The sequence below is a fragment of the Burkholderia diffusa genome, from assembly GCF_001718315.1.
In the GTDB taxonomy this organism is placed as follows: Bacteria; Pseudomonadota; Gammaproteobacteria; order Burkholderiales; family Burkholderiaceae; genus Burkholderia; species Burkholderia diffusa_B.
The window spans coordinates 1,255,729-1,274,682 of the sequence record NZ_CP013362.1 but is presented as its reverse complement, the minus strand read 5'-3'; the positions used below and the strand labels follow the sequence as shown (position 1 = coordinate 1,274,682).

At 69.8% G+C, this 18,954-nt stretch carries 22 protein-coding genes; 7 read left to right on the top strand and 15 right to left on the bottom strand.

Annotation, left to right across the window (positions count from 1 at the left end; genetic code table 11):
* Positions 1-157 precede the first annotated feature (157 nt).
* Positions 158-1,381 carry a polyhydroxyalkanoate depolymerase gene (gene phaZ / locus WI26_RS05870; RefSeq protein ID WP_069225439.1) on the top strand — a complete coding sequence of 408 codons (1,224 nt, stop codon included), beginning with the start codon at positions 158-160 and terminating at the stop codon, positions 1,379-1,381.
* On the opposite strand, the gene WI26_RS05865 is transcribed toward phaZ, so the two are convergent.
* The 11 genes from WI26_RS05865 to madL all read right to left on the bottom strand — a co-directional run bounded on the left by WI26_RS05865 (position 1,368) and on the right by madL (position 10,475).
* Entirely contained in the window at positions 1,368-2,036 is a 669-nt protein-coding gene (locus tag WI26_RS05865) for a phosphoribosyltransferase (protein WP_069226357.1), read from the bottom strand. The two genes, phaZ and WI26_RS05865, sit on opposite strands and share 14 nt — an antisense overlap.
* Before the next feature lie 173 nt (positions 2,037-2,209).
* Positions 2,210-2,731: a phospholipase D-like domain-containing protein gene (locus WI26_RS05860; protein ID WP_069225438.1), complete on the bottom strand. Its 522-nt coding sequence runs from the start codon at positions 2,729-2,731 to the stop codon at positions 2,210-2,212.
* Positions 2,732-2,891: 160 nt separating this feature from the next.
* Positions 2,892-3,824, bottom strand: a complete 933-nt coding sequence (locus tag WI26_RS05855) for an acyltransferase domain-containing protein (RefSeq protein WP_069225437.1) — start codon at positions 3,822-3,824, stop codon at positions 2,892-2,894.
* Positions 3,821-4,693 carry a triphosphoribosyl-dephospho-CoA synthase MdcB gene (mdcB, locus tag WI26_RS05850; protein ID WP_069225436.1) on the bottom strand — a complete coding sequence of 291 codons (873 nt, stop codon included), beginning with the start codon at positions 4,691-4,693 and terminating at the stop codon, positions 3,821-3,823. Before mdcB ends, WI26_RS05855 begins: the two co-directional genes overlap by 4 nt.
* Positions 4,690-5,358 (bottom strand): malonate decarboxylase holo-[acyl-carrier-protein] synthase, encoded by a 669-nt coding sequence (mdcG, locus tag WI26_RS05845; RefSeq protein WP_059465618.1) that lies wholly within the window; start codon positions 5,356-5,358, stop codon positions 4,690-4,692. The genes mdcB and mdcG overlap by 4 nt, the downstream gene beginning before the upstream one ends.
* Entirely contained in the window at positions 5,345-6,052 is a 708-nt protein-coding gene (gene mdcE / locus WI26_RS05840) for a biotin-independent malonate decarboxylase subunit gamma (protein WP_069225435.1), read from the bottom strand. Before mdcE ends, mdcG begins: the two co-directional genes overlap by 14 nt.
* A gap of 181 nt (positions 6,053-6,233) precedes the next feature.
* Positions 6,234-7,157 (bottom strand): biotin-independent malonate decarboxylase subunit beta, encoded by a 924-nt coding sequence (locus tag WI26_RS05835; protein WP_059508742.1) that lies wholly within the window; start codon positions 7,155-7,157, stop codon positions 6,234-6,236.
* Positions 7,154-7,468 carry a malonate decarboxylase acyl carrier protein gene (gene mdcC, locus WI26_RS05830; RefSeq protein ID WP_069225434.1) on the bottom strand — a complete coding sequence of 105 codons (315 nt, stop codon included), beginning with the start codon at positions 7,466-7,468 and terminating at the stop codon, positions 7,154-7,156. The genes WI26_RS05835 and mdcC overlap by 4 nt, the downstream gene beginning before the upstream one ends.
* Before the next feature lie 10 nt (positions 7,469-7,478).
* On the bottom strand, positions 7,479-9,125 hold the full coding sequence (mdcA, locus tag WI26_RS05825; protein WP_059465573.1) for a malonate decarboxylase subunit alpha: 1,647 nt from the start codon (positions 9,123-9,125) through the stop codon (positions 7,479-7,481).
* 175 nt (positions 9,126-9,300) lie between these two features.
* On the bottom strand, positions 9,301-10,068 hold the full coding sequence (gene madM / locus WI26_RS05820; RefSeq protein ID WP_069225433.1) for a malonate transporter subunit MadM: 768 nt from the start codon (positions 10,066-10,068) through the stop codon (positions 9,301-9,303).
* 11 nt (positions 10,069-10,079) lie between these two features.
* Positions 10,080-10,475, bottom strand: coding sequence for a malonate transporter subunit MadL (gene madL, locus WI26_RS05815; protein WP_059449382.1), 396 nt, complete (start codon positions 10,473-10,475; stop codon positions 10,080-10,082).
* Between the two features lie 333 nt (positions 10,476-10,808).
* Between madL and WI26_RS05810 the strand changes: the two genes are divergently transcribed.
* Together WI26_RS05810 and WI26_RS05805 are read left to right on the top strand one after the other, a co-directional pair.
* A complete protein-coding gene (locus WI26_RS05810; protein WP_069225432.1) occupies positions 10,809-11,657 on the top strand; it encodes a LysR substrate-binding domain-containing protein in 849 nt (282 codons plus the stop codon).
* A gap of 180 nt (positions 11,658-11,837) precedes the next feature.
* On the top strand, positions 11,838-12,116 hold the full coding sequence (locus WI26_RS05805) for a DUF4148 domain-containing protein (protein WP_069225431.1): 279 nt from the start codon (positions 11,838-11,840) through the stop codon (positions 12,114-12,116).
* Positions 12,117-12,154: 38 nt separating this feature from the next.
* Here WI26_RS05805 and WI26_RS05800 read toward each other — a convergent pair whose 3' ends face one another.
* Positions 12,155-13,072 carry a 3-hydroxyacyl-CoA dehydrogenase NAD-binding domain-containing protein gene (locus WI26_RS05800; protein ID WP_069225430.1) on the bottom strand — a complete coding sequence of 306 codons (918 nt, stop codon included), beginning with the start codon at positions 13,070-13,072 and terminating at the stop codon, positions 12,155-12,157.
* Between the two features lie 245 nt (positions 13,073-13,317).
* Between WI26_RS05800 and WI26_RS05795 the strand changes: the two genes are divergently transcribed.
* Together WI26_RS05795 and WI26_RS05790 are read left to right on the top strand one after the other, a co-directional pair.
* Positions 13,318-13,758 carry an Hsp20/alpha crystallin family protein gene (locus WI26_RS05795; protein ID WP_069225429.1) on the top strand — a complete coding sequence of 147 codons (441 nt, stop codon included), beginning with the start codon at positions 13,318-13,320 and terminating at the stop codon, positions 13,756-13,758.
* Between the two features lie 16 nt (positions 13,759-13,774).
* The gene (locus WI26_RS05790; protein ID WP_069225428.1) at positions 13,775-14,185 is read left to right on the top strand and encodes an Hsp20/alpha crystallin family protein; all 411 of its coding nucleotides are present in this window, start codon (positions 13,775-13,777) and stop codon (positions 14,183-14,185) included.
* A gap of 106 nt (positions 14,186-14,291) precedes the next feature.
* Here WI26_RS05790 and WI26_RS05785 read toward each other — a convergent pair whose 3' ends face one another.
* Positions 14,292-14,594, bottom strand: a complete 303-nt coding sequence (locus tag WI26_RS05785) for a zf-TFIIB domain-containing protein (protein ID WP_069225427.1) — start codon at positions 14,592-14,594, stop codon at positions 14,292-14,294.
* A 60-nt stretch (positions 14,595-14,654) separates the two neighbouring features.
* Positions 14,655-15,410 (bottom strand): TerC family protein, encoded by a 756-nt coding sequence (locus WI26_RS05780; RefSeq protein WP_069225426.1) that lies wholly within the window; start codon positions 15,408-15,410, stop codon positions 14,655-14,657.
* Between the two features lie 108 nt (positions 15,411-15,518).
* On the opposite strand from WI26_RS05780, the gene WI26_RS05775 reads away from it, so the two are divergent.
* The gene (locus WI26_RS05775) at positions 15,519-16,412 is read left to right on the top strand and encodes a LysR family transcriptional regulator (protein ID WP_069225425.1); all 894 of its coding nucleotides are present in this window, start codon (positions 15,519-15,521) and stop codon (positions 16,410-16,412) included.
* A gap of 129 nt (positions 16,413-16,541) precedes the next feature.
* Positions 16,542-17,594, top strand: a complete 1,053-nt coding sequence (locus WI26_RS05770) for a DUF2242 domain-containing protein (protein ID WP_069225424.1) — start codon at positions 16,542-16,544, stop codon at positions 17,592-17,594.
* Between the two features lie 270 nt (positions 17,595-17,864).
* Here WI26_RS05770 and WI26_RS05765 read toward each other — a convergent pair whose 3' ends face one another.
* The gene (locus tag WI26_RS05765; RefSeq protein ID WP_069225423.1) at positions 17,865-18,785 is read right to left on the bottom strand and encodes a pyridoxal-phosphate dependent enzyme; all 921 of its coding nucleotides are present in this window, start codon (positions 18,783-18,785) and stop codon (positions 17,865-17,867) included.
* Positions 18,786-18,954: the final 169 nt, after the last annotated feature.

The window sequence follows — 18,954 nt, the reverse complement described above, 5'->3', positions numbered from 1 at the left end:
AACGCTCCACTTGAGGGAATGGGATCGACGACTGTAGCAGTGCCGTGCGTCGCCGCCTAGCGCTTGACGCGCGTCGCCTGGTTACGTTTCCGGCACCCGCTGCGCGGCCAGAGTGACCATAATGCAGATTCACGCCCCTTCCGCGTCAAGGTTCGCCATGTGGTATGCCGTCGTCGAGCAGCAGCGGGAATGGATGCGCGCCTGGCGCGCGGCGACGTGCCACGCGTTCGACGTGTGGCCCGCCGCGACGTTGGCACACGCCGCGTCGTCGTGCTACGACGACCTGTTCGAGCCGCTCCTCGGGCCCGCCGTCGGGCCGCCGCGATTCGAGTTCGGGCGCCCGGCGGTCGACGAGCGCATCGTCGCGCGCACGCCGTTCTGCCAGCTGCGGCGCTTCACGCGCGACGATGCGCGGCGCACGGTGCTGCTGTGCGCGCCGCTCGCCGGACATGCAGCCGTGATGATGCGGGAAACCGTCGAGGCGCTGCTCGCGGACGGCGACGTCTGCGTGACCGACTGGGTCAATGCGCGCGACGTCCCGCTTGCGGCGGGCCGCTTCGGGCTCGACGAATACGTGGCGACGCTCGACGGCTTCGTCGACGCGCTCGCGCGCGACGAGCGGCCGTTGCACGTCGTCGCCGTGTGCCAGGCCACCGTTCCCGCGCTCGGCGCACTCGCGCTGCGCGCCGCTCGCGGCCTCGCCCCGCCCGCGAGCGTCACGCTGATCGGCGGGCCGCTCGACGCGCGCGTCAATCCGACCACGCTCGGCACCACCGCCGCGTCCCGGTCGCTCGCGTGGTGCCACCGCCACCTGATCGACATCGTGCCGCCCCGCTTCCCCGGCCGTGGCCGGCATGTGTTCCCAACCTATCTTCAGCAAGGCGAGATCGCGCTGCTGTATCCGCAACGCTTTCTGACGCTGATCGAGGACTACGCGCGCGCCGCGTCGCATTTCGACCTGACGGCGCTGGCGGACGCGCGGCGTGCGCTGCGCGAATACACGGCGCTGCTCGACATGCCGGCCGAATACTTCCTGGACACCGTCGATATCGTGTTCCAGCGAATGTGCCTCGCGAACGGCACGTGGGAAGTCGGCGGTCAGCGCATCGAGCCGGCCGCGCTGCACGGCGTCGCGCTGCTGACGGTCGAAGGCGGTTGCGACGCCGTCACGGGCGCCGGCCAGACGCATGCAGCGCTTGCCATGTGCCGTGGCCTCAAGGCCGGCGAGCGCCAGCGCCTCGATATCGACGATTGCGATCATTACGGGTTGTTCACGGGCACGCGCTGGCACGGCGAAGTCCATCCGGCGCTGCAGCGCGTATTCGCGCAGGCGGAAGCCGGTCGCCCGGGATCGCGCCGGCGCCGAATCAGACGGGCGTGATGTCGTCGTCCGGCGCGCGGGCCGCATCGAGGAGCGCGCGCACCTCGTCGTCGCCGGTCTGGTCGAAACGCGCGTAGAACTGGCTGATCCCGAAGAACGTCAGCGGCTGCAACACCGTCACGAACGCGTCGGCCAGATCGTCGAACGCATGCCGCGCACCGTCCGGCGCGACGGGTGCGGCGGCCACGATGCGCGCGGGATGGCGCTCGCGCAGCGCCTGCAGCGCTACGCGCATCGACGCGCCGGTGGCGACGCCGTCGTCGACGACGATCGCGATGCGGCCGTCGACCGGCAGCGGCGGCCGCGCGCCGCGATACAGCGCTTCGCGGCGCTTCAGTTCGGCCGTCTCGCGCGCGATCACATCGGCCAGTTGCGCATCGGTCACGCCCATCGCGCGGATCGCCGAATGCTGCAGATGAATCGCTCCGCCGGTCGCGATCGCGCCGATCGCGAATTCCGGATCGGACGGCATGCCGAGCTTGCGCACCACCAGCACGTCGAGCGGCGCGCGCAGCGCCTGCGCGACCGGGAATGCGACCGGCACGCCGCCACGCGGCAGCGCGAGCACGACGACGTCGCGACGCCCCGCATAGTCCTGCAGCGCGTGCGCAAGCTGGCGACCCGCGTCGGCGCGATCGGCAAAACATTCGGTCACGATCGGCTCCCTGCCGTTGCGCCGGATGCGCGACACCCGCACCGGCATCATGTTCAATGAGCATGGTTCATCGGACGCGCCGATGCAAGCGGGGTCATACCGGCGCGCGCGGCAGGCGGATTGCGGCAGGGAAAGGATGGGGGCGTTCGCCCAAGCGGGCCGCCGTCAGGCGCTCAGAGCCCGCCGGCTTGCCGGTACAGCCGCCAGAACGACTGCGCGTACGACTGCGCGAGCTCCGGTGCGCGCTGGAACACGTTCACCGTTTCCGCGTGGGCGGGCGCGCCGTCGGACAGCGTCGTCAGCGCGACGCTGTCGTCGACGATCACGAAGCGCGGCGCGGGATCGCCGTGCCGCGAATCGATCGCGACGTCGATGCCGGCCGATTTCAGATAACCCGCGCCGCTGTACTTGCCCGCACGCGACGAACGCACCAGCACGACCCGCACTTCGATTCCGCGCGAACGCACATCACGCAGCGCCGCCGCGACTGCGGGCGGCACGTACGCGTAGCCGGCCAGCAGCACGCGGCGCTGCGCCTGTCCGATCAGGTCGACGGTCGTGTCGGCCGCCGCGTTGTCATACGAAAAGTACGTGCCGACCGATGCGGCATCGGACGGAATTGGGCTGGCGTGGGCGGCCGCCGCGCAGCAAAGCACGGCGAGAAGGAAGGCGGCTGGTCTCATGGCGGGCGCCATTTTAGCGACGCCAATTCGCGTGGCAAGCGCCGGCTGCGACGCTGCTGCGCCGGCGCAACACCCATGCGAAACGATCACCTGGCGGGCCCGTTCCGGAATCGATCCTGGCGGGATTGCCAGGCGTATCCAGGCCACTCGCGGGCCACTCGCGCGCCGCCCGTCAGCCGGCCGCGACGCGCGCGAGCCACCCCGCGATACCGTCGACGGACCGGAAATCCGCGACGCTGCGTGCCGGCAGCGCCGGATATGCACCGCTCGCCATCTCGGCCAATGCTCGGCCCGGGCCGAGCTCGAGAAACGCGGTCGCGCCGGCCTCGACGCACGCGGCCAGGCAAGCCGCCCACTCGACCGGCTCCGCGATCTGCCGCGCGAGCTTGTCGAGACCCGCGCCGACGTCGAGCACCGACGCGCCGTCGATCCCGGAAAACAGTCGCGTACCGGGCAACGGCCGGTGCACGTTCACAGCGGCCAGCGACGCGCGGAACGCGGGCACCGCCGACGCAAGCCGGCGCGTGTGCGAAGCGATCCGCACACACACGGGCGCGACGCGCAGCGCACCGTCGCGTGCCGCGTCGTCGGCCACCGCGGCGACGTCGGCTTGCCGCCCGGCCACCACGAATGCGTCGCCCGGATTGGCGATCGCGATCGCCGCATCGCGGCCGACGCACAGTTGCGCGAGCTGCGCGCGCGTCAGACCGCGCACGAACGCCATTCGTTCGTCGCCGCCGCTCGCGGCATCCATTGCGCGCGCGCGCGCGTCGGCCAGATCCAGCGCGTCCTGCGGATCGATCATCCCCGCGACGCTCCACGACGCGACTTCGCCGACGCTGTATCCGGCGACGCAGCGCCGGCGCGGCCACGCCGCTTCGAGCAACGCGGCCGCCGCGAGCGCCTGCACGGTGCAAAGGATCTGCGCGGCGCGGTTCTCGCGCAGCGCGTCCGCTTCGGCGTGCCGCACCCAGTCGCGCGGATCGTCGCCAAGAAGCCGGCCCGCATGCTCGAACAGCGCATCGGCCTGTCGCGCGGCGCCGGTCAACTCGAACATGTCCGAGCGCTGCGCGCCCTGCCCCGAACACAGGATCGCCAGCGTCATTGCCCCTCCTCGGCCGCTTCGAGTGCATCGACGAACACGCTCATCGCCAGCAGGTCGGCCGCGCCGCCCGGGCTCAATCGGCGAGCGACGAACGCACGGTGTGCGGCGGTCGCGCGCATTCGCCAGTCGCGAGCGCGTATGCCGCCGCGGGCGACGAATGCGCGTGCCGTCGCCCGCGCGAAATCGAGGCCGGCCTGCCCGCCCCGGTGCAGGAGGTTCGTATCGTCGAGCGCGGCGATCAGCGCGAAGCATGCGTCGACGCGCGCGGCCTCCGCATCGTCCGGCACGCGGCGCTGCGCGCGGCGCAGCGCCGGCAATCCGACGCAATACACGGTCGGGAACCCGTCGGCCGCCTCGCGACGTGCGCCGCCGACACCGTAGCAGCGGCTCGCGCGCTCGCCGTGACTGTCGGGCAGCCGCGGGCCGCCAAGGATCTCGGCGCCCCACCGCTGCGCGACGAACGCGCCGAGCGTCATCGTGCGCGCCGCTGTGCCGGACACCGACACCGTCCGGCGGCCGGCGGCCGCGCACAGCAGCCCGAGCCCGAAGATCGCGCCGCGATGCGTGTTGACGCCGCCGGTCGCGGCGAGCATCGCGTGTTCCGCGCGCAGCCCGATCTTGCGCAGCACGGCCATGTCCGCGTCGCGCGCGCCGGCGTCGGCGAGCTCCGCGAAATACGGCCGCAGCACGGCCGCGCTGCGCGCGAACGTCGCCGCGTCCATGTCCGCATGGCTGCCAGTGTCGACGTGACTGACGAGGCCCGGTTTCGGATATGTGTTGATTTCAAGCACGAGACTGTGCTCGGCGAGGTCGGCGATGCGCTCGGCTTCGGACAGCGCCGCCGCGCGGCAGGCTGCCCATGCACTCATCGAGAGCCTCCGGTAAATGCGTCGGCGGACATCAGTTCGACGGCGATCGCCGTCTTGACCGCGACTTCAGGCAGCCGCGCTTGCAGCTCGCGCCAGTTCACGCCCGCCCCGTCGTCGCGCAGCAGTTCGCCGTCGATGCGCATCGGGGCGCGCGTGTCGAGTGCCGCCAGGCCGTCGAGCAGCGCGCCGAGCGATGCGGCGTCCGGCAGCGGGAACACGATGTCGAGATCGGACGACGCGCTCAGGTAACGCTCGCCCGTCAGCGCCTGCCATGCGAGGCTGCCGAACACGCGGCCCTGCACGCCGCAGCGCGCGCCGAGCGCGTCCAGTTCGCGCAGCATCGCGTGCCATGCGTCGGGCGCAGCGTCCAGCACGTCGGCCAGCGTGGGCAGCGGGCCGGCCGACTCCACCGCGTCGGCGGCGACGTTCAGTGCAATGCGCCGCTTGCCCGCGGAAGGCGGCAGCGGCAAGCCGAGCGGCACGCGCCGCGCATCGGCCTCGTCGGGCGACGCGCGGCGCACGATCAGCGGCCAGCCGTGCGCGGCCCACGCCTGCACGAGCGGATCGGCCGCCAACGCGGGATCGCGCGCGCATGCCGCGCTCCACCCGGCCGCCGTCAGCGTGACGAGCGTGTGGCGGCGCAGCGGCGTGTCAGCGTGCGGCACGCGCGAGGGCCTCGACGCGACGCGCGACGTCGGCCGCGACCGGCCGGCCGCGCGCCGCACGACCGTCGGTGCGATCGATCGGCTTGCCGAGCCATTCGCCGACCTGCGCGTCGAGCGCGCGAGCCGGATCGAGCACGGCGTCGACTGCGCCCATCTTCACGAGATTGTCTAGCCCCGGCGCGAACACCGGCGTCGAGCGCGCCATCTCCTTCAGCACGTCGATCGGCAGCTTCGTCACGCGCGACATCGACGGCAGGTCCATCACCTCGGGCTCGGCACCCGGCACTGCGAGCAGCGTGCGCGTCGCGAGCGCGGTCGCGATGAATGCGCCCGCGGCCGTATGGCCATACAGCAGCCCGATCGTCCGGTGCCCGGCGAGCTCCGCATGCATCAGGCATTTCGCGAGATGCGACAGCCCTTCGTTGAGGCCGAGCAGCTCGTCGCGCTTGCTCATCCGCTGGCTGTCGCTGTCGACGAGCCCGAGAATCGGCGTGCCGCCGCCGCGCTCGATCGTGTCGAGCACGTGCGATGCGAGCGTCACGGCTTCGTCGATGCCGAACGGCAGGCGCTCGGCGACGCCAATCACGTCGACGCGCGTGCCGGCCAATTCGGCGTGGCCCGTCAGCAGGCCGCCGTTTCGCTGGATCGAATGGCCTTTGGGAAACAGCGAATTCAGAACTTCATCGAGCGTCATGCTGCCTCCCACGCGGCAGCCCAAAGGGGCGTAGCGAGGAATTCGCGGGGCGCTGCTTCGCGCCCGGCCAGCCGGCCGTGGACGGTGGGTGCTCCGTCGTGAGGCGCCATGCATCGCGCCGGAGCAAGCGCTGAAGCGACGGCTCCGTTAGACAGCGAACGATGTGAGCGTGGAAGTCGTTTCATTTCTGCTCCTGCAATTGATCGGCGAGCTTCGCGAATTCGTCGTCGGGCATGCCGGGAATCGCTTCCGGCTCGCTCGCGCCGAGCGCGCGCCACACGTCGAGCGCATCCTTGCACGTGCCGAACCGCTCGACGCGTGCTTCGAGCCGCGCCTGCTCCGCACGCAGCATCGCGGCATCGAATGCCGGCGCACGGTCGATCAGCTCGAGCGCGGCCGCGCGAAACGCGTCGGGCGTATCGGCCACGTAACGGTCCGCGCCGCCGATCAGCCGACGATGCTTGCCGCCCATCGTGCGCCAGATCAGCGCGCGGTCCTTCGCGTCGAATTCCTCGACGCCGCGATTGGTCTCGATCACCTCGGGCCCCGACACGCTGATGCGCCCCTGCTCGGACACCGCGAGCGCCGAGCAGCACGCGGCGAGCAGCCCGCCGCCGCCGTAGCAGCCCGCGCGCCCGCCGATCAGCCCGATCACCGGCACGCCCGCCGCGCGCGCGTCGACGAGCGCACGCATGATCTCGGCGATCGCGAGCTCGCCCGCATTCGCTTCCTGCAGCCGCACGCCGCCGGTATCGAACAGGATCAGCACCGGCGTGCCGAGTTCGCGCGCCGCACGCAGCAACCCCGTGAGCTTCGCGCCGTGCACCTCGCCGAACGCGCCGCCCATGAAGCGGCCTTCCTGCGCGGCGACGAACACCGCCCGGCCGTCGAGCCGGCCGTGGCCGACCACCATCCCGTCGTCGAACTGCTGCGGCAGGTCGAACAGCGGCAGGTGCGGGCTCGTCACGCGCTCGCCCGGGCCGAGAAATTCCGTGAAGCTGCCCGCGTCGAGCAGCCCGTCGACGCGCTGGCGCGCCGACGCTTCGTACCAGCTCGCAGCGTTCGCGACGAACGCGGGTGCGTCGTGGATCGCGTCGGTCATCATGCGTCTCCCTCGATCGCGCGCACGGCCTGCGCGAGCCGCAGCGACACCATGTCGGGCCGCGCGCCGCCGTCGTTGATCGACAGCTTGAGGCCGCCCGGTGCGCGCCGATCGACGAAGTCCGACACGACCGCCTGCCACACCGCGCCGAAACCGACCGCCGCGGTGCGGATGTCGATCTCGCACTCGTTGCCCGGCAGCACGCGCTCGACCAGCACCTCGAGATTGCCCGACGCGACCACGCCGACAAGCGCCGTGGCCAGTTCGCCCCGCGCCCGCGCGCGCGCGGTGAAGCGATAGTTCAACTGTTCCATGCCCTCTTCCTCACCAGTTGCGGAACCGGGCCGGCGGCGCATACAGACCGCCCGACCAGTGCACGAGATCCTTGATCGAGCGCGCGGCGAGCCAGCGGCGGTCGGCGTCGAGCGGATCGATGCCGAGATCCTCCGGGCGGCGGATCACGCCGCGCTCGCGCAGCCGCTCCACCATCCCGCGGTCGCGGCCGCGGCCAACTTCCGTATAGCCGGCCACGCCGCGAATGGCGTGCTCGCGTTCGTCCTTGTCGCGACACATCAGCAGGTTCGCGATCCCTTCCTCGGTGACGATGTGCGTGACGTCGTCGCCGTAGACCATGATCGGCGCGAGGTCGAGCTGCAGCTTGTCGGCGAGCTTCAGCGCATCGAGCTTCTCGACGAACATCGGCACGTTCTTGTCGCCGAAGGTCTCGCCGATCTGCACGACCAGCTTGCGGCCGCGCCTGAGCGCGGCGGGCGTATCGGGGTCGGCTTGCGCGCCGGCCTTCAGCCACGGCTCGCTCGGGTGACGGCGGCCGCGCGCGTCGCTGCCCATGTTCGGCGCGCCGCCGAACCCGGCGATGCGCTCGGCCGTGACCGTCGACGAATGGCCTGCCAGGTCGATCTGCAGCGTCGAGCCGATGAACATGTCGCACGCGTAAAGGCCGGCGGTCTGGCAGAACGCACGGTTCGAGCGAAGCGACCCGTCGGGGCCCGTGAACCACACGTCGGAGCGCGCGCGGATGTAGTCGTCCATCCCGACTTCGGAGCCGAAGCAGTGGATCTGCTCGACCCAGCCCGATTCGATCGCCGGAATCAGCGTCGGGTGCGGATTGAGCGCCCAATGCGTGCAGACCTTGCCCTTCAGCCCGAGCTTCGCGCCGTAGGTCGGCAGCAGCAGCTCGATCGCGGCCGTGTTGAAGCCGATCCCGTGGTTCAGCCGCTTGATCCCGTAGGGTTCATAGATGCCCTTGATCGCGAGCATCGCGGTCAGGATCTGGGTCTCGGTGATCGCGGCCGGGTCGCGCGTGAACAGCGGCTCGACGTAGAACGGCCGGCCGGCCTCGACGACGAAATGCACGCGATCGCCCGGAATGTCGACGCGCGGCACCTTGTCGACGATGCGGTCGACCTGCGCGATCACGATGCCGTCCTTGAACGCGGTGGCCTCGACGACGGTCGGCGTGTCCTCCGTGTTAGGGCCGGTGTACAGGTTTCCGTCGGCATCCGCGCTGACCGCCGCGATCAGCGCGACTTGCGGCGTGAGGTCGATGAAGTAGCGCGCGAACAGCTCGAGATACGTGTGCACCGCGCCGAGTGCGATCTTGCCGCCGAACAACAGTTTTGCGATCCGCTGCGACTGCGGGCCCGAATATGCGAAGTCGAGCCGCTTCGCGATCCCGCGCTCGAATACGTCGAGATGCTCGGGCAGCACGACGCCGGACTGCACCATGTGCAGATCGTGGATCTTCGCGCTATCGACGTCCGCGAGTGCCGTCGCGAGCAGGTCGGCCTGCTTCTGGTTGTCGCCTTCGAGGCACACGCGGTCGCCGGGCCGCAGCACCGCTTCGAGCAACGCGACGGTATCGCGCGCATCGACCCGCTTGCCGCGCGCGAAGGCCGCGCCGGCCGCGAGGCGTGCATCGCGCGCCTGCCGCGCGTGATTCCATCCCGTCATGAACAGTTCTCCCGCTTCGATGGTTCAGCGGCATTCTAAGCCTGGCGCCGCCGCCGATTGATGATGTTGACGAATCCGACTCAGAGGACACCGCGATGGATGCGGCGCGCCGGCGCCCGCACGCGACGGATGCACGCGCGGGCCGCCTGGATCGCGCGCGACGGGCGATGCGCGCTCACGCACCGACCAGCGCGCGCGTGGTGAAGAACAGCACCGACGGCCCGAGCAGGCAGCCGACGCCGGTATGGAACGTCGCGACCAGCGCGCCATACGGCACGAGCCGGCGATCGGTCGCGGCAAGGCCCGCGCTCACGCCGCTCACGGTGCCGGCGAGGCCGCCGAAGATCATCGCGGAGCGCGGCGTCCTCAGGCCCATGAAGCCAGCCGCGACCGGCGTACCGATCATCACGATGATCGCCTTCACGAGGCCCGTCGCGATGCTGAGCGCGATCACGTCGGAACTCGCGCCGATCGCGGCACCCGTGACGGGCCCGACGATGTAGGTGACGGCGCCCGCGCCGATGGTCGTCATGCTGACCGCATCGGTGTAGCCGAACGCACGCGCGACGCACGCGCCGACGATGAACGGCAGCACGGTGCCGAGCAACAGCGACACGACGCCGACGAGGCCCGCCTTGCGCGCCTCGGTCGGCTGCACTTCGAACGCGGTCGCGACGATCGCGAAATCGCGCAGCATCGCACCGCCCATCAGGCCGACGCCCGCGAACAGCGGCACGTCGGCGATTCCCTTTTCCCCTCCGGTGAACGCACCGCCGACATACGCGAGCGCAAGGCCGATCACGATCGCGATCGCGGAACCGTGCACGCGGCCGAAGGTGAGCTTGCGCGACGCGATCGACGACAGCCACATGATCAGGCCGACCAGCGCGAACGACGCGACGAGCCCGTTGTGGGCGACGGTTTTTTCGAGCATCTGCAGCATGGCGGCCTCCGTCACTGTTGTTCGAATTGCGGCACGCCCGCGAAGGCCGTGTCGTCGCGCCCCGTGCGCACGAGTACCGCGATGCAGCATGCGCAGATCGCGACCGCGCCGATGGCGGCGAGCAGCGCGACCGGCCCGCCCTTCAGCGCGGCGACCACGTTCTGGTTCGCGGCCATCGCGACGACGACCGGGATGTACATCGCGCCCCAGAAACCGACCCCCGCCTCGGTCTCCTTCGGGAGCCAGCCACGCCGGTGCAGCCACAGGCGCAGGCAGATCAGCAGGAGCATCGCGATACCGACGCCGCCGACGTTGGTCTTCACGCCGATCGCGGCGCCCAGCAGGTCGCCGAGGAACAGTCCGGCCAGATGGCAGAACGCCAGCAGCGCGGTTCCGTAGATGATCATGAGTCGTCTCCAGTCTCTTCGTGACGGGCGCCTGACGCATGCGGGAGTCAGGCCCGCACGCCGATCCCGGGCGCGGACGGTCTGTCTCCCGCGGCGGTGCGCCGCGGCCCGGCGGCTCGTCGTGCGAGCGCGTTCTCGGGCGGTCGATGGGATGATGCGGTTTCGGGCCGGACGCCGGATGGCTTAGACTGACCGATGCAGCCGGCGGCGCGACACGGGCTACGCGTCCGTTGCGCCCCGTCTGCATGGGCCGCACCAGGGCGTGATCCGATACTAGCGCCGCAAAATCCGGCCATTTATGAAGTTGTCGAAACCGATTCAGTGGATTTAGCAATGCGTCCATTACCGCCCGAGCTGCTGCGCAGCTTCGTCGCCGTCGCCCAGTCCGGCAGTTTCACCGCCGCGTCCGAGCGCGTGAGCCTGTCGCAATCGACCGTCAGCCAGCATATCCGCCGCCTCGAGGAGCTGCTCGACCGGCCGCTGTTCGAGCGCGACACGCGCAACGTGCACCTGTCGCAGCACGGCGACGCGCTGTTCCGCTACGCGGTGCGCATCCTGGAACTGATGGACGAGGCGATCACGTCGGTGTGCGGCCCGCCGCTGTCGGGCAAGGTGCGGCTTGCGATGTCGGAGGATTTCGCGTCCGCGCACCTGACGGCCGCGCTCGCGAGCTTCGTGCAGCGCAATCCGGATGTCGAGCTCGCGATCTCGACGGGGTTGTCGGGCGACCTGTTCGACGCGCTCGACGAAGGCCGCCACGATCTGGTGTTCGCGAAGCGCGTCGCGGGCAGCCGGCGCGGCCGCGTGATCCGCAGCGAACCGCTGTACTGGTGCACCGGCCCCGATTCGCGGATCACCGGCCACGAGGCCGTGCTGCCGCTCGCGATGCATCCGGAGCCCAGCGTATCGCGCCGACGCGTGCTCGAGTCGCTCGAGGCAGTCGGCCGCCCGTACCGGATCGCCGTCGTGAGCAGCAGCATCGCGGTGCTGCGCGCGGCGGCGAGCGCGGGACTCGGCGTCAGCGCGTTCGCCGGCTACGTGATTCCGGCCGGGCTCGCGCGGCTCGACGCGGGGCTGCCCGAGCTCGGCGAACTCGAATACGTGATCGACCGGCCCGCGGCCGCATCCCGTTCGACGCTCGCGCTCGAAGCGACGCTGATCGCGGCGGCGGCCGAGCTGTAGCGATCGCCTTCGCCGTTACGCCGACGCCGCCCCGCTGCGGCGTGAGCGCGCAACTGACAGTCTTGCCCGAAACGCGTCAGCGTCCGCGCAGCGCCCGCTCGCGACAATGGGACCCCTCGGAATGCACGGCAGGCAGTGTGCCGCGCGTCCGCTGTCCCGTCCCCTTGATCGGAGCACACCATGAACGTCTTGCGATTCGCCGTCGCGACCGCCGCAGCCGCGCTGCTGTCCCCAGCCTTTGCACAAACCGATGCCGCTGCGCCCGCGCAGGGCCTGACGCGCGCGGAGGTGCTCGCCCAGTTGAAGCAGGCGTACCTCGACGGCGAACTGCCGACCAACGACGGCAACTATCCGCCGAATGCCGCGACGCGAGCACGCAATCGCGAACTGGTGCAGGCCGCGCAGCCCGCGTGGCTCGCGCAGACGCCGCGGGCGCCGCGAACGGCCGTCCAGCAATAGCCTGTCAAGGTCGCCCCAAACGCCGCGCGGCGACGCGCTCAGGGCAGGAAGCTGCGGCGCCGCGCGTCGATCAGCTCGACGAGCAACCGGTCGCGCTCGGCCGCCAGTTCCTGCATCGAACGTTCGCCCTGGATCGCTCGTAATTCTTCGTTGAGCTTGCGATCGACGCCCGGATCGAACGACGGCGTGCCGAGATCGTCCCACCACGTCGCGATCGGCCCCGACAGATGTTCGAGGAAGTGTGCGATCCCGCCCGCGCCGCCGCCGAGGTGATAGGTCAGGCACTGCCCCATCAGCCCCCAGCGCAAGCCGGGGCCCCAAGCAACCGCCTTGTCCGCGTCGGCGACGCTCACCACGCCCTCGCCAACGAGGTGATACACCTCGCGAAACAGCGCGGCCGCGAGCCGGTTCGCAACGTGGCCGGTCATTTCCTTGTTGAGCACGATCGTCTGCTTGCCGAGCGCGTCGTAGAAGCCCTTCACGCGCGCGATCACGCTCGGGTCGGTCGCGTCGCCGCCAACCAGCTCGACGAGCGGAATCAAGTGCGGCGGGTTGAACGGATGCGCGATCAGGCAACGTTCCGGGTGCTTGTCGCACGCGGTCTGGATGTCGGACATCTTCAGGCCCGACGAACTCGACGCGATCGGCACGTGCGCGGGCAGCACGTCGTCCATCTGCCGGTACAGCGCGCGCTTCAGGTCGAGCCGTTCGGGGCCGTTTTCCTGCACGAAATCGACGCCATCGAGCGCGCGGGAAAGATCCGCGTCGAACGACAGCCGCGCGGAAAGTTCGGCGGCCCGTTCACCGAGAAATCCAGCGAGCGCGTCGCGCAGCCGCGCATCGGCCTGCGGTGCGGGATCGGTCGCGACGACGTCGAAGCCCTTCGACAGATAAAAAGCCGCCCAGCTCGCGCCGATCACGCCGGCCCCGACGATCGCGATGCGTTGAATGTCCATGCCCGTCCCGCCTCCGTGGTCTGTAAATTGCGCGACGATTGTCGCATCGATTCACGTCACGATGCGTTGATGCCGGTTGCACTTCCCCTCTTGAAAACCGCCGCGGCGACCTCTAATTACCCGTTGCCCGGCAGCGCCCGTCACACGCACTGCCCCCGTTTCGACTCAGCGGAAAACCGCGCGTCGCGTTCGCCATCGGCGTTGCGTCGCCGTGTCTTTCGCGTTTCATGTTCCGGAGGACCTTCATGAGCGGTATCCATCACGGCCACGACCTGTTCGATGAATTCGCCCGCGTGCAGCGGCAGATGGCGAATCTGTTCGGCGAGTTTCCGACCGGCATCCGTGCGGTGCGGCCGAGCGCGTTTCCCGCGCTGAACGTCGGCGCGACCGACGATGCGATCGAGATCGTCGCATTCGCCCCCGGCATGGCCGCGGCCGACTTCGACGTCTCGATCGACAAGGATCTGCTGACGATCAGCGGCGAGCGCAAGACCGCGCCGCACGAGCACGGCGACGACGTGCGCACCTATGCGCAGGAGCGCTTTCACGGCGCGTTCCGCCGGGTGGTCGATCTGCCGCAGAACGCCGACGCGGACAACGTCAGCGCGCGTTACGAAAACGGCTGCCTGCTGATTCGCATCGGCCGGCGCGAGGCATCGAAGCCGCGTGCGATCAACGTTCAGTAACCTTCAGGAGAACGACATGAACATGAACGAGACCCTGACCGAACGCCAGGCCGGCGCGGTCCATGCGCGCGCCGCCGAAAGCACACGCCGGCCCGCGATCTCGCCGGCCGTCGACATCGTCGAAGACCGACATCGCGTCACGCTGCGCGCCGACCTGCCGGGTGTGCCGCGCGAGAATCTCGACGTGAAGGTGCACGACGACACGCTGACGATCGAAGCCGATACGCGCATCGACACGCCGGCCGACCTGCGCGTGCGGCACGCCGAAGTCCGCGCACCGCGCTTCGCGCGCACGTTCGTGCTGAGCACCGATCTCGACACGTCGCGGATCGATGCGAGTCTGCGCGATGGCGTGCTCACGTTGACGATTCCGCGCCGCGAGGAAGCGCGCCCGCGCCGCATCGCCGTGGCGGCCGGCAACGCGTAAGCGCCGGCGCGTGCCCATCGCGCGACGCGCATGATGAAGCCCCGCCGGGCATCACGCCTGGCGGGGCTTTCTTCATCGCGCGGCACGAGACACGCGGCCGTCGCGCTCAATCGAAATCGAACAGGTCGAACACCGATTTCTTGCGACGCCGACCGTCGTGCCGATAACGGTCATCGTGCGAGCGGCCGTCGCGCCCGCAGCCATCGCCACGCCCGCGCGGCGCCTGCGCATCGTGCTGCACGGGCCGCTCGTCGCGACGCGGCGGCGCATCGCCTGTTTCGTGTGCGATCAGCTTGTCGAGTTCGCCGCGATCAAGCCACACGCCGCGGCAGGTCGAACAGTAGTCGATCTCGATCGACCGGCGCTCGGCCATCAGCAGGTCGGGCGTCTTGCAGACCGGGCATTTCATCGCGCCTCTCCTTTCGTTGAGCATTCCGAATCGATGGCGGGAGCGGCCCCGCCCGCTTTCTCAGTGACCTTCGCCCCGCGCCGTGCGCTTCGCCTTCGCCCGCCGCGCCAGCATGTTCATGCCTTCGACGAACGCCGAGAACGCCATCGCCGCGTAGATATAGCCCTTCGGCACGTGCGAGCCGAAGCCTTCCGCGATCAGCGTCATGCCGATCACGACGAGGAACGACAGCGCGAGCATCACGATGGTCGGATTGCGGTCGATGAAACGTGCGAGCGGCTGCGCGGCGAACAGCATCACGTTCACCGCGACGATCACCGCGACGAACATGATCGGGATGTGCGCGGTCATGCCGATGGCGGTCACGATACTGTCGATCGAGAACACGATGTCGAGCATCACGATCTGACCGATCGCAGCCCATACCGTCAGGCCGGCCGCGCCGCCGGACGCACCCGCGGCGTCGCCATCGTGCGACACGTGATGATGGATCTCGGTGGTCGCCTTCCATACGAGGAACAGGCCGCCCGACAGCAGGATCATGTCGCGCCACGAGAACGCGTGATCGAACAGCGTGAATACGGGTTCGGTGAGGCTCGCGATCCATGCGACGCTGCCGAGCAGCGCGAGGCGCATCACGAGCGCGAGTGCGATGCCCAGGCGCTGCGTGCGGGCGCGCTGCGCTTCGGGCAGCTTGTTGCTGAGGATCGAGATGAAGATCAGGTTGTCGATGCCGAGCACGACTTCCATCACGACAAGCGTCAGGAGCGCGGCCCAGACGGCGGGGTCGGCGGCAAGCGTCAGCAGATAGTCCATGAAATGGGCCGATTCGAAGGTGGAAAGCCCGATGGTAGCCACCCCACGACTTCGAAAAAATCAGAGAGAATCTGATCTTTAGTTCGCTTTTTTCGAAATATCGATCCGATGCTGAATTTTCGTCACTTGTACTATTTCTGGGTCGTCGTGAAGGAAGGCGGCTTCGCGCGCGCGGCGGAGCGGCTCGACATGGCCGTGCAGACGATCAGCGCGCAGGTCCGCGAACTGGAAAAGGCGCTCGGCCACCAGCTGCTGCGCCCGGCCGGGCGCGGCGTCGCAATGACCGATGCGGGCCGGGCCGCGTATGCGCGCGCGGAGGTCATCTTCGAGATGGGCAGGCTGATTCCCGACGAAGTACGCGCGGCGGCCAGCCAGCCGACCGTGCGGCTGGCGGTCGGCCTGGCGGACGGAATCTCGAAGCTCGCCGCGCATGCGATCCTCGCGCCGGTGCTCGACACGCCCACGTTGCGGCTGCTGTGCCACGAAGGCGAGCACGACGCGCTGCTCGCGGAACTCGCGCTGCACCATCTCGACCTCGTGCTGGCCGGCCAGGGCGCGCCGTCGGGGTCGAATCTGCGCGTGACGGGCGAGCGACTCGTCGCGTCGCCGGTCGACTGGTACGGACCCGCTGCGCTCGTCACGCCGGCCGCGCGGCAGCGCTTTCCGCAGTGCCTCGCCGAACTGCCGGTGCTGCTGCCGACCGCTCACTCGGCGCTGCGCGCACGCCTCGACCTGTGGCTGGAACGGGAACGGATCGTGCCGCGCGTGACCGGGGAATTCGAGGACAGCGCGCTGATGGCCGTGTTCGCGGCGCGCGGCCTCGGCGTGTTTCCGCTCAGCGAACTCGGCGCGAACGACGCGTCGCTGCTGCGCGGGCTGCGCCGGCTCGGCCGGGCGGGCGACGTGACCGAGGAGATCCATGCGATCCGCTCGCGGCGCGGCGAACATCATCCGCTGGCATCGCAACTGCTCGTCGCCGCGCGGCCTGGGCCGGCCGCCTGAAGCGAGCGCGACATCAAACGAAACTATAATGACGCCCCGGCCATACGAGATTGCCACGCGCATCGCACCGGCCCCGCCGCTGCACCCGCAGCCCCGCGCGGCATCTCGCCGAGCCTTTTGAAAGACGCCATGCACAACCGATTTCGCCTGTTTTCCGTTTCGTGCGCGCTCGCGGCCGCGACCGTGCTGGCGGCGTGCTCGTCGCCGCCCAAGCCGATCTATCAGCAGGAGCAGTTCGACGCGACGAGCAGCCCGTATGCGCACACGTTCCGCTCGAAATCCGATGCGGCCTGCGAGGCCGCGCGGCGCGCGCTGCTGAGCCAGGGCTACGTGGTGTCGTCGTCGCGCAACGATGCGGTCGACGGCAGCAAGAATTTCCAGCCGAGCAACGACATGCACGTCGTGATCGAGTTTCACGTCGTGTGCGCGGACGCGAATGCCGACGGCTCGTCGAGCATCGCGTACGTGAACGCAGTGCAGGACCGCTACACGCTGAAGAAGTCGAATACGTCGGCGAGCGTCGGGCTCAGCGTATTCGGCTCGCTGTCGCTGCCGATCGGGTCGAGCGACGACGCGCTCGTGAAGACCGCAAGCGAGACCATTCCCGCCGGCGTGTTCTACGAGCGCTTCTTCAATCTCGTCGAACATTTTCTGAAGATCGATCCGGCCCGCCGCGATCGCGCGACCGTCAAGGCAGCCGAGAAGGAACCCGTTACGCCGCTGCCCGAACCCGCGCCGACGCCGCAAGGTGAGCCGATGAAGATGACGACGCCGGTGGCGCCGACGCCGCCCGCCGCGCCTGTGCCGCTGTCGGGGCCCGGCGTCGCGCCGGCTTCGGGCGCGTCGGCCGTGCCTGCCGCGCCTGCTGCGGCCTCGGCCGTGGTCGCGCCGGGGGCAATGCGGGGTGGCGCACCGGCATCGACGCCTGCGCCGGGTTCAGCCGCGGTCCCGGCATCCTCTGCTGCGTCGACTTCGGCGCCCGCGCCTGCGTCGACATCGGCTTCGACACCTGCCCCCGTTCGAACCCCCGCGCCTGCGTCGGCCGCGCCTGCGTCGACGGCCTCCGCACCGGCTCCGTCGAATGCTGCTCCGGCATCGGCGGACAAGCCCCCCGCGCCCGCTGCCGCCGATCCCGTCGCCTCGTCCGCACCGACCGGTGCCAGCGCGCCGTCCGCGAACTGATCACGCGCCCCTCTCTGCGCGCCGTGCGCCCGTCGCGCGCGGCGCGCCATGTGCGCCCTTCCCGCCGTCCCGCGTGATGGTCGTACACGCGAAGTTCGGTTGCGCATACGCGTCGTGAGATGGCCGGCGATCGGATGCAGTCTGCCGCGACGAACGATACGCATCCCGATTCCGCAAACACGCGCGATCGTTCCCGCCGCGTGATCACTCCGCCGTTACGTCTCCACCCGCATCGTTGTTCGGCTGCGCCGCGTCGCGCACGCCGGCGCGTTACCGCAACGTCGCGTTCAACGCCTGCAACTGCTCGATCGTCGCCGTCACGCCGCCGCACACGATCACCGCGATGTCCGACGCCGCAGCAAGCACCGGCACCGGCTGTTCGAGCGCGGCCAGCGCCGCGCCGCACGCCGGCTCGACGACGATCCGGTGCTCGTCCAGGAACCGCAGCGACGCAGCCACCGCCTGCGCATCCGACACGACGACCGGATAGATCGCATGCCGCTTCGACCATTCGACCGCCGCGTCGCACGGCCGCTTTGCGCCGAGCGACGTCGCGATGCTCGTGATCGCCGGCAATTCGAGCGGATGCCCCCGCGCGATCGAGCGCGCGTAGCTGTCGGCGCCTTCCGTGCCGACCGCGACGACTGGTACGTCCTGCCAGCCGTTGCGCGCGAGACCCTCGAGCACGCCGCACAGCAGCCCGCCGCCACCGACCGCCAGCACGACCGCGCCGGGTTTCGGGCCGGCCGCCGCCATCTCGTCGATCATCGTCGCATGTCCCTGCCACAGCACGGGATCATCGAACGGATGCACGAACGCGTCCTGCGCGCCGACGGCCGACAGTGCGTACGCGTTCGCCTCGGCCCAGCTCGCGCCGTGTACGACCACCTCCGCGCCCTCCACGCGGATCAACTCGCGCGCACGGGCCGACGCGGTTTCCGGCACGACGACGAGCACCGGCACGCCGAGCTCACGACCGCAATACGCGACCGCGATGCCCGCATTGCCGCCCGACGACGACACGAACCGGCGCGCACCGGCCGCATACCGCGTTTCGCACACAGCGCCGATGCCGCGCAATTTGAACGAACCGGACGGCTGCAGCGCGTCCAGCTTCAGTCGGATGTGCTTGCCGAAACGGCGCGACGCGATTTGTGAGCGGACATAGGGGGTCTGGATATGAAGCGGCATGGTGCGGGACGGGGTCGGGACAAAGGGAGCGCACACGGCTCGTGAACAGGGCCGGCAACGTCGATCATCGTACGGCACGCCCGCCATGCTTTCCAATACCATCGAATGGCGCCTGCTATGCTTTACAGGCATATCCACGAATCAACATCGACAACCGGGAGTCGACACC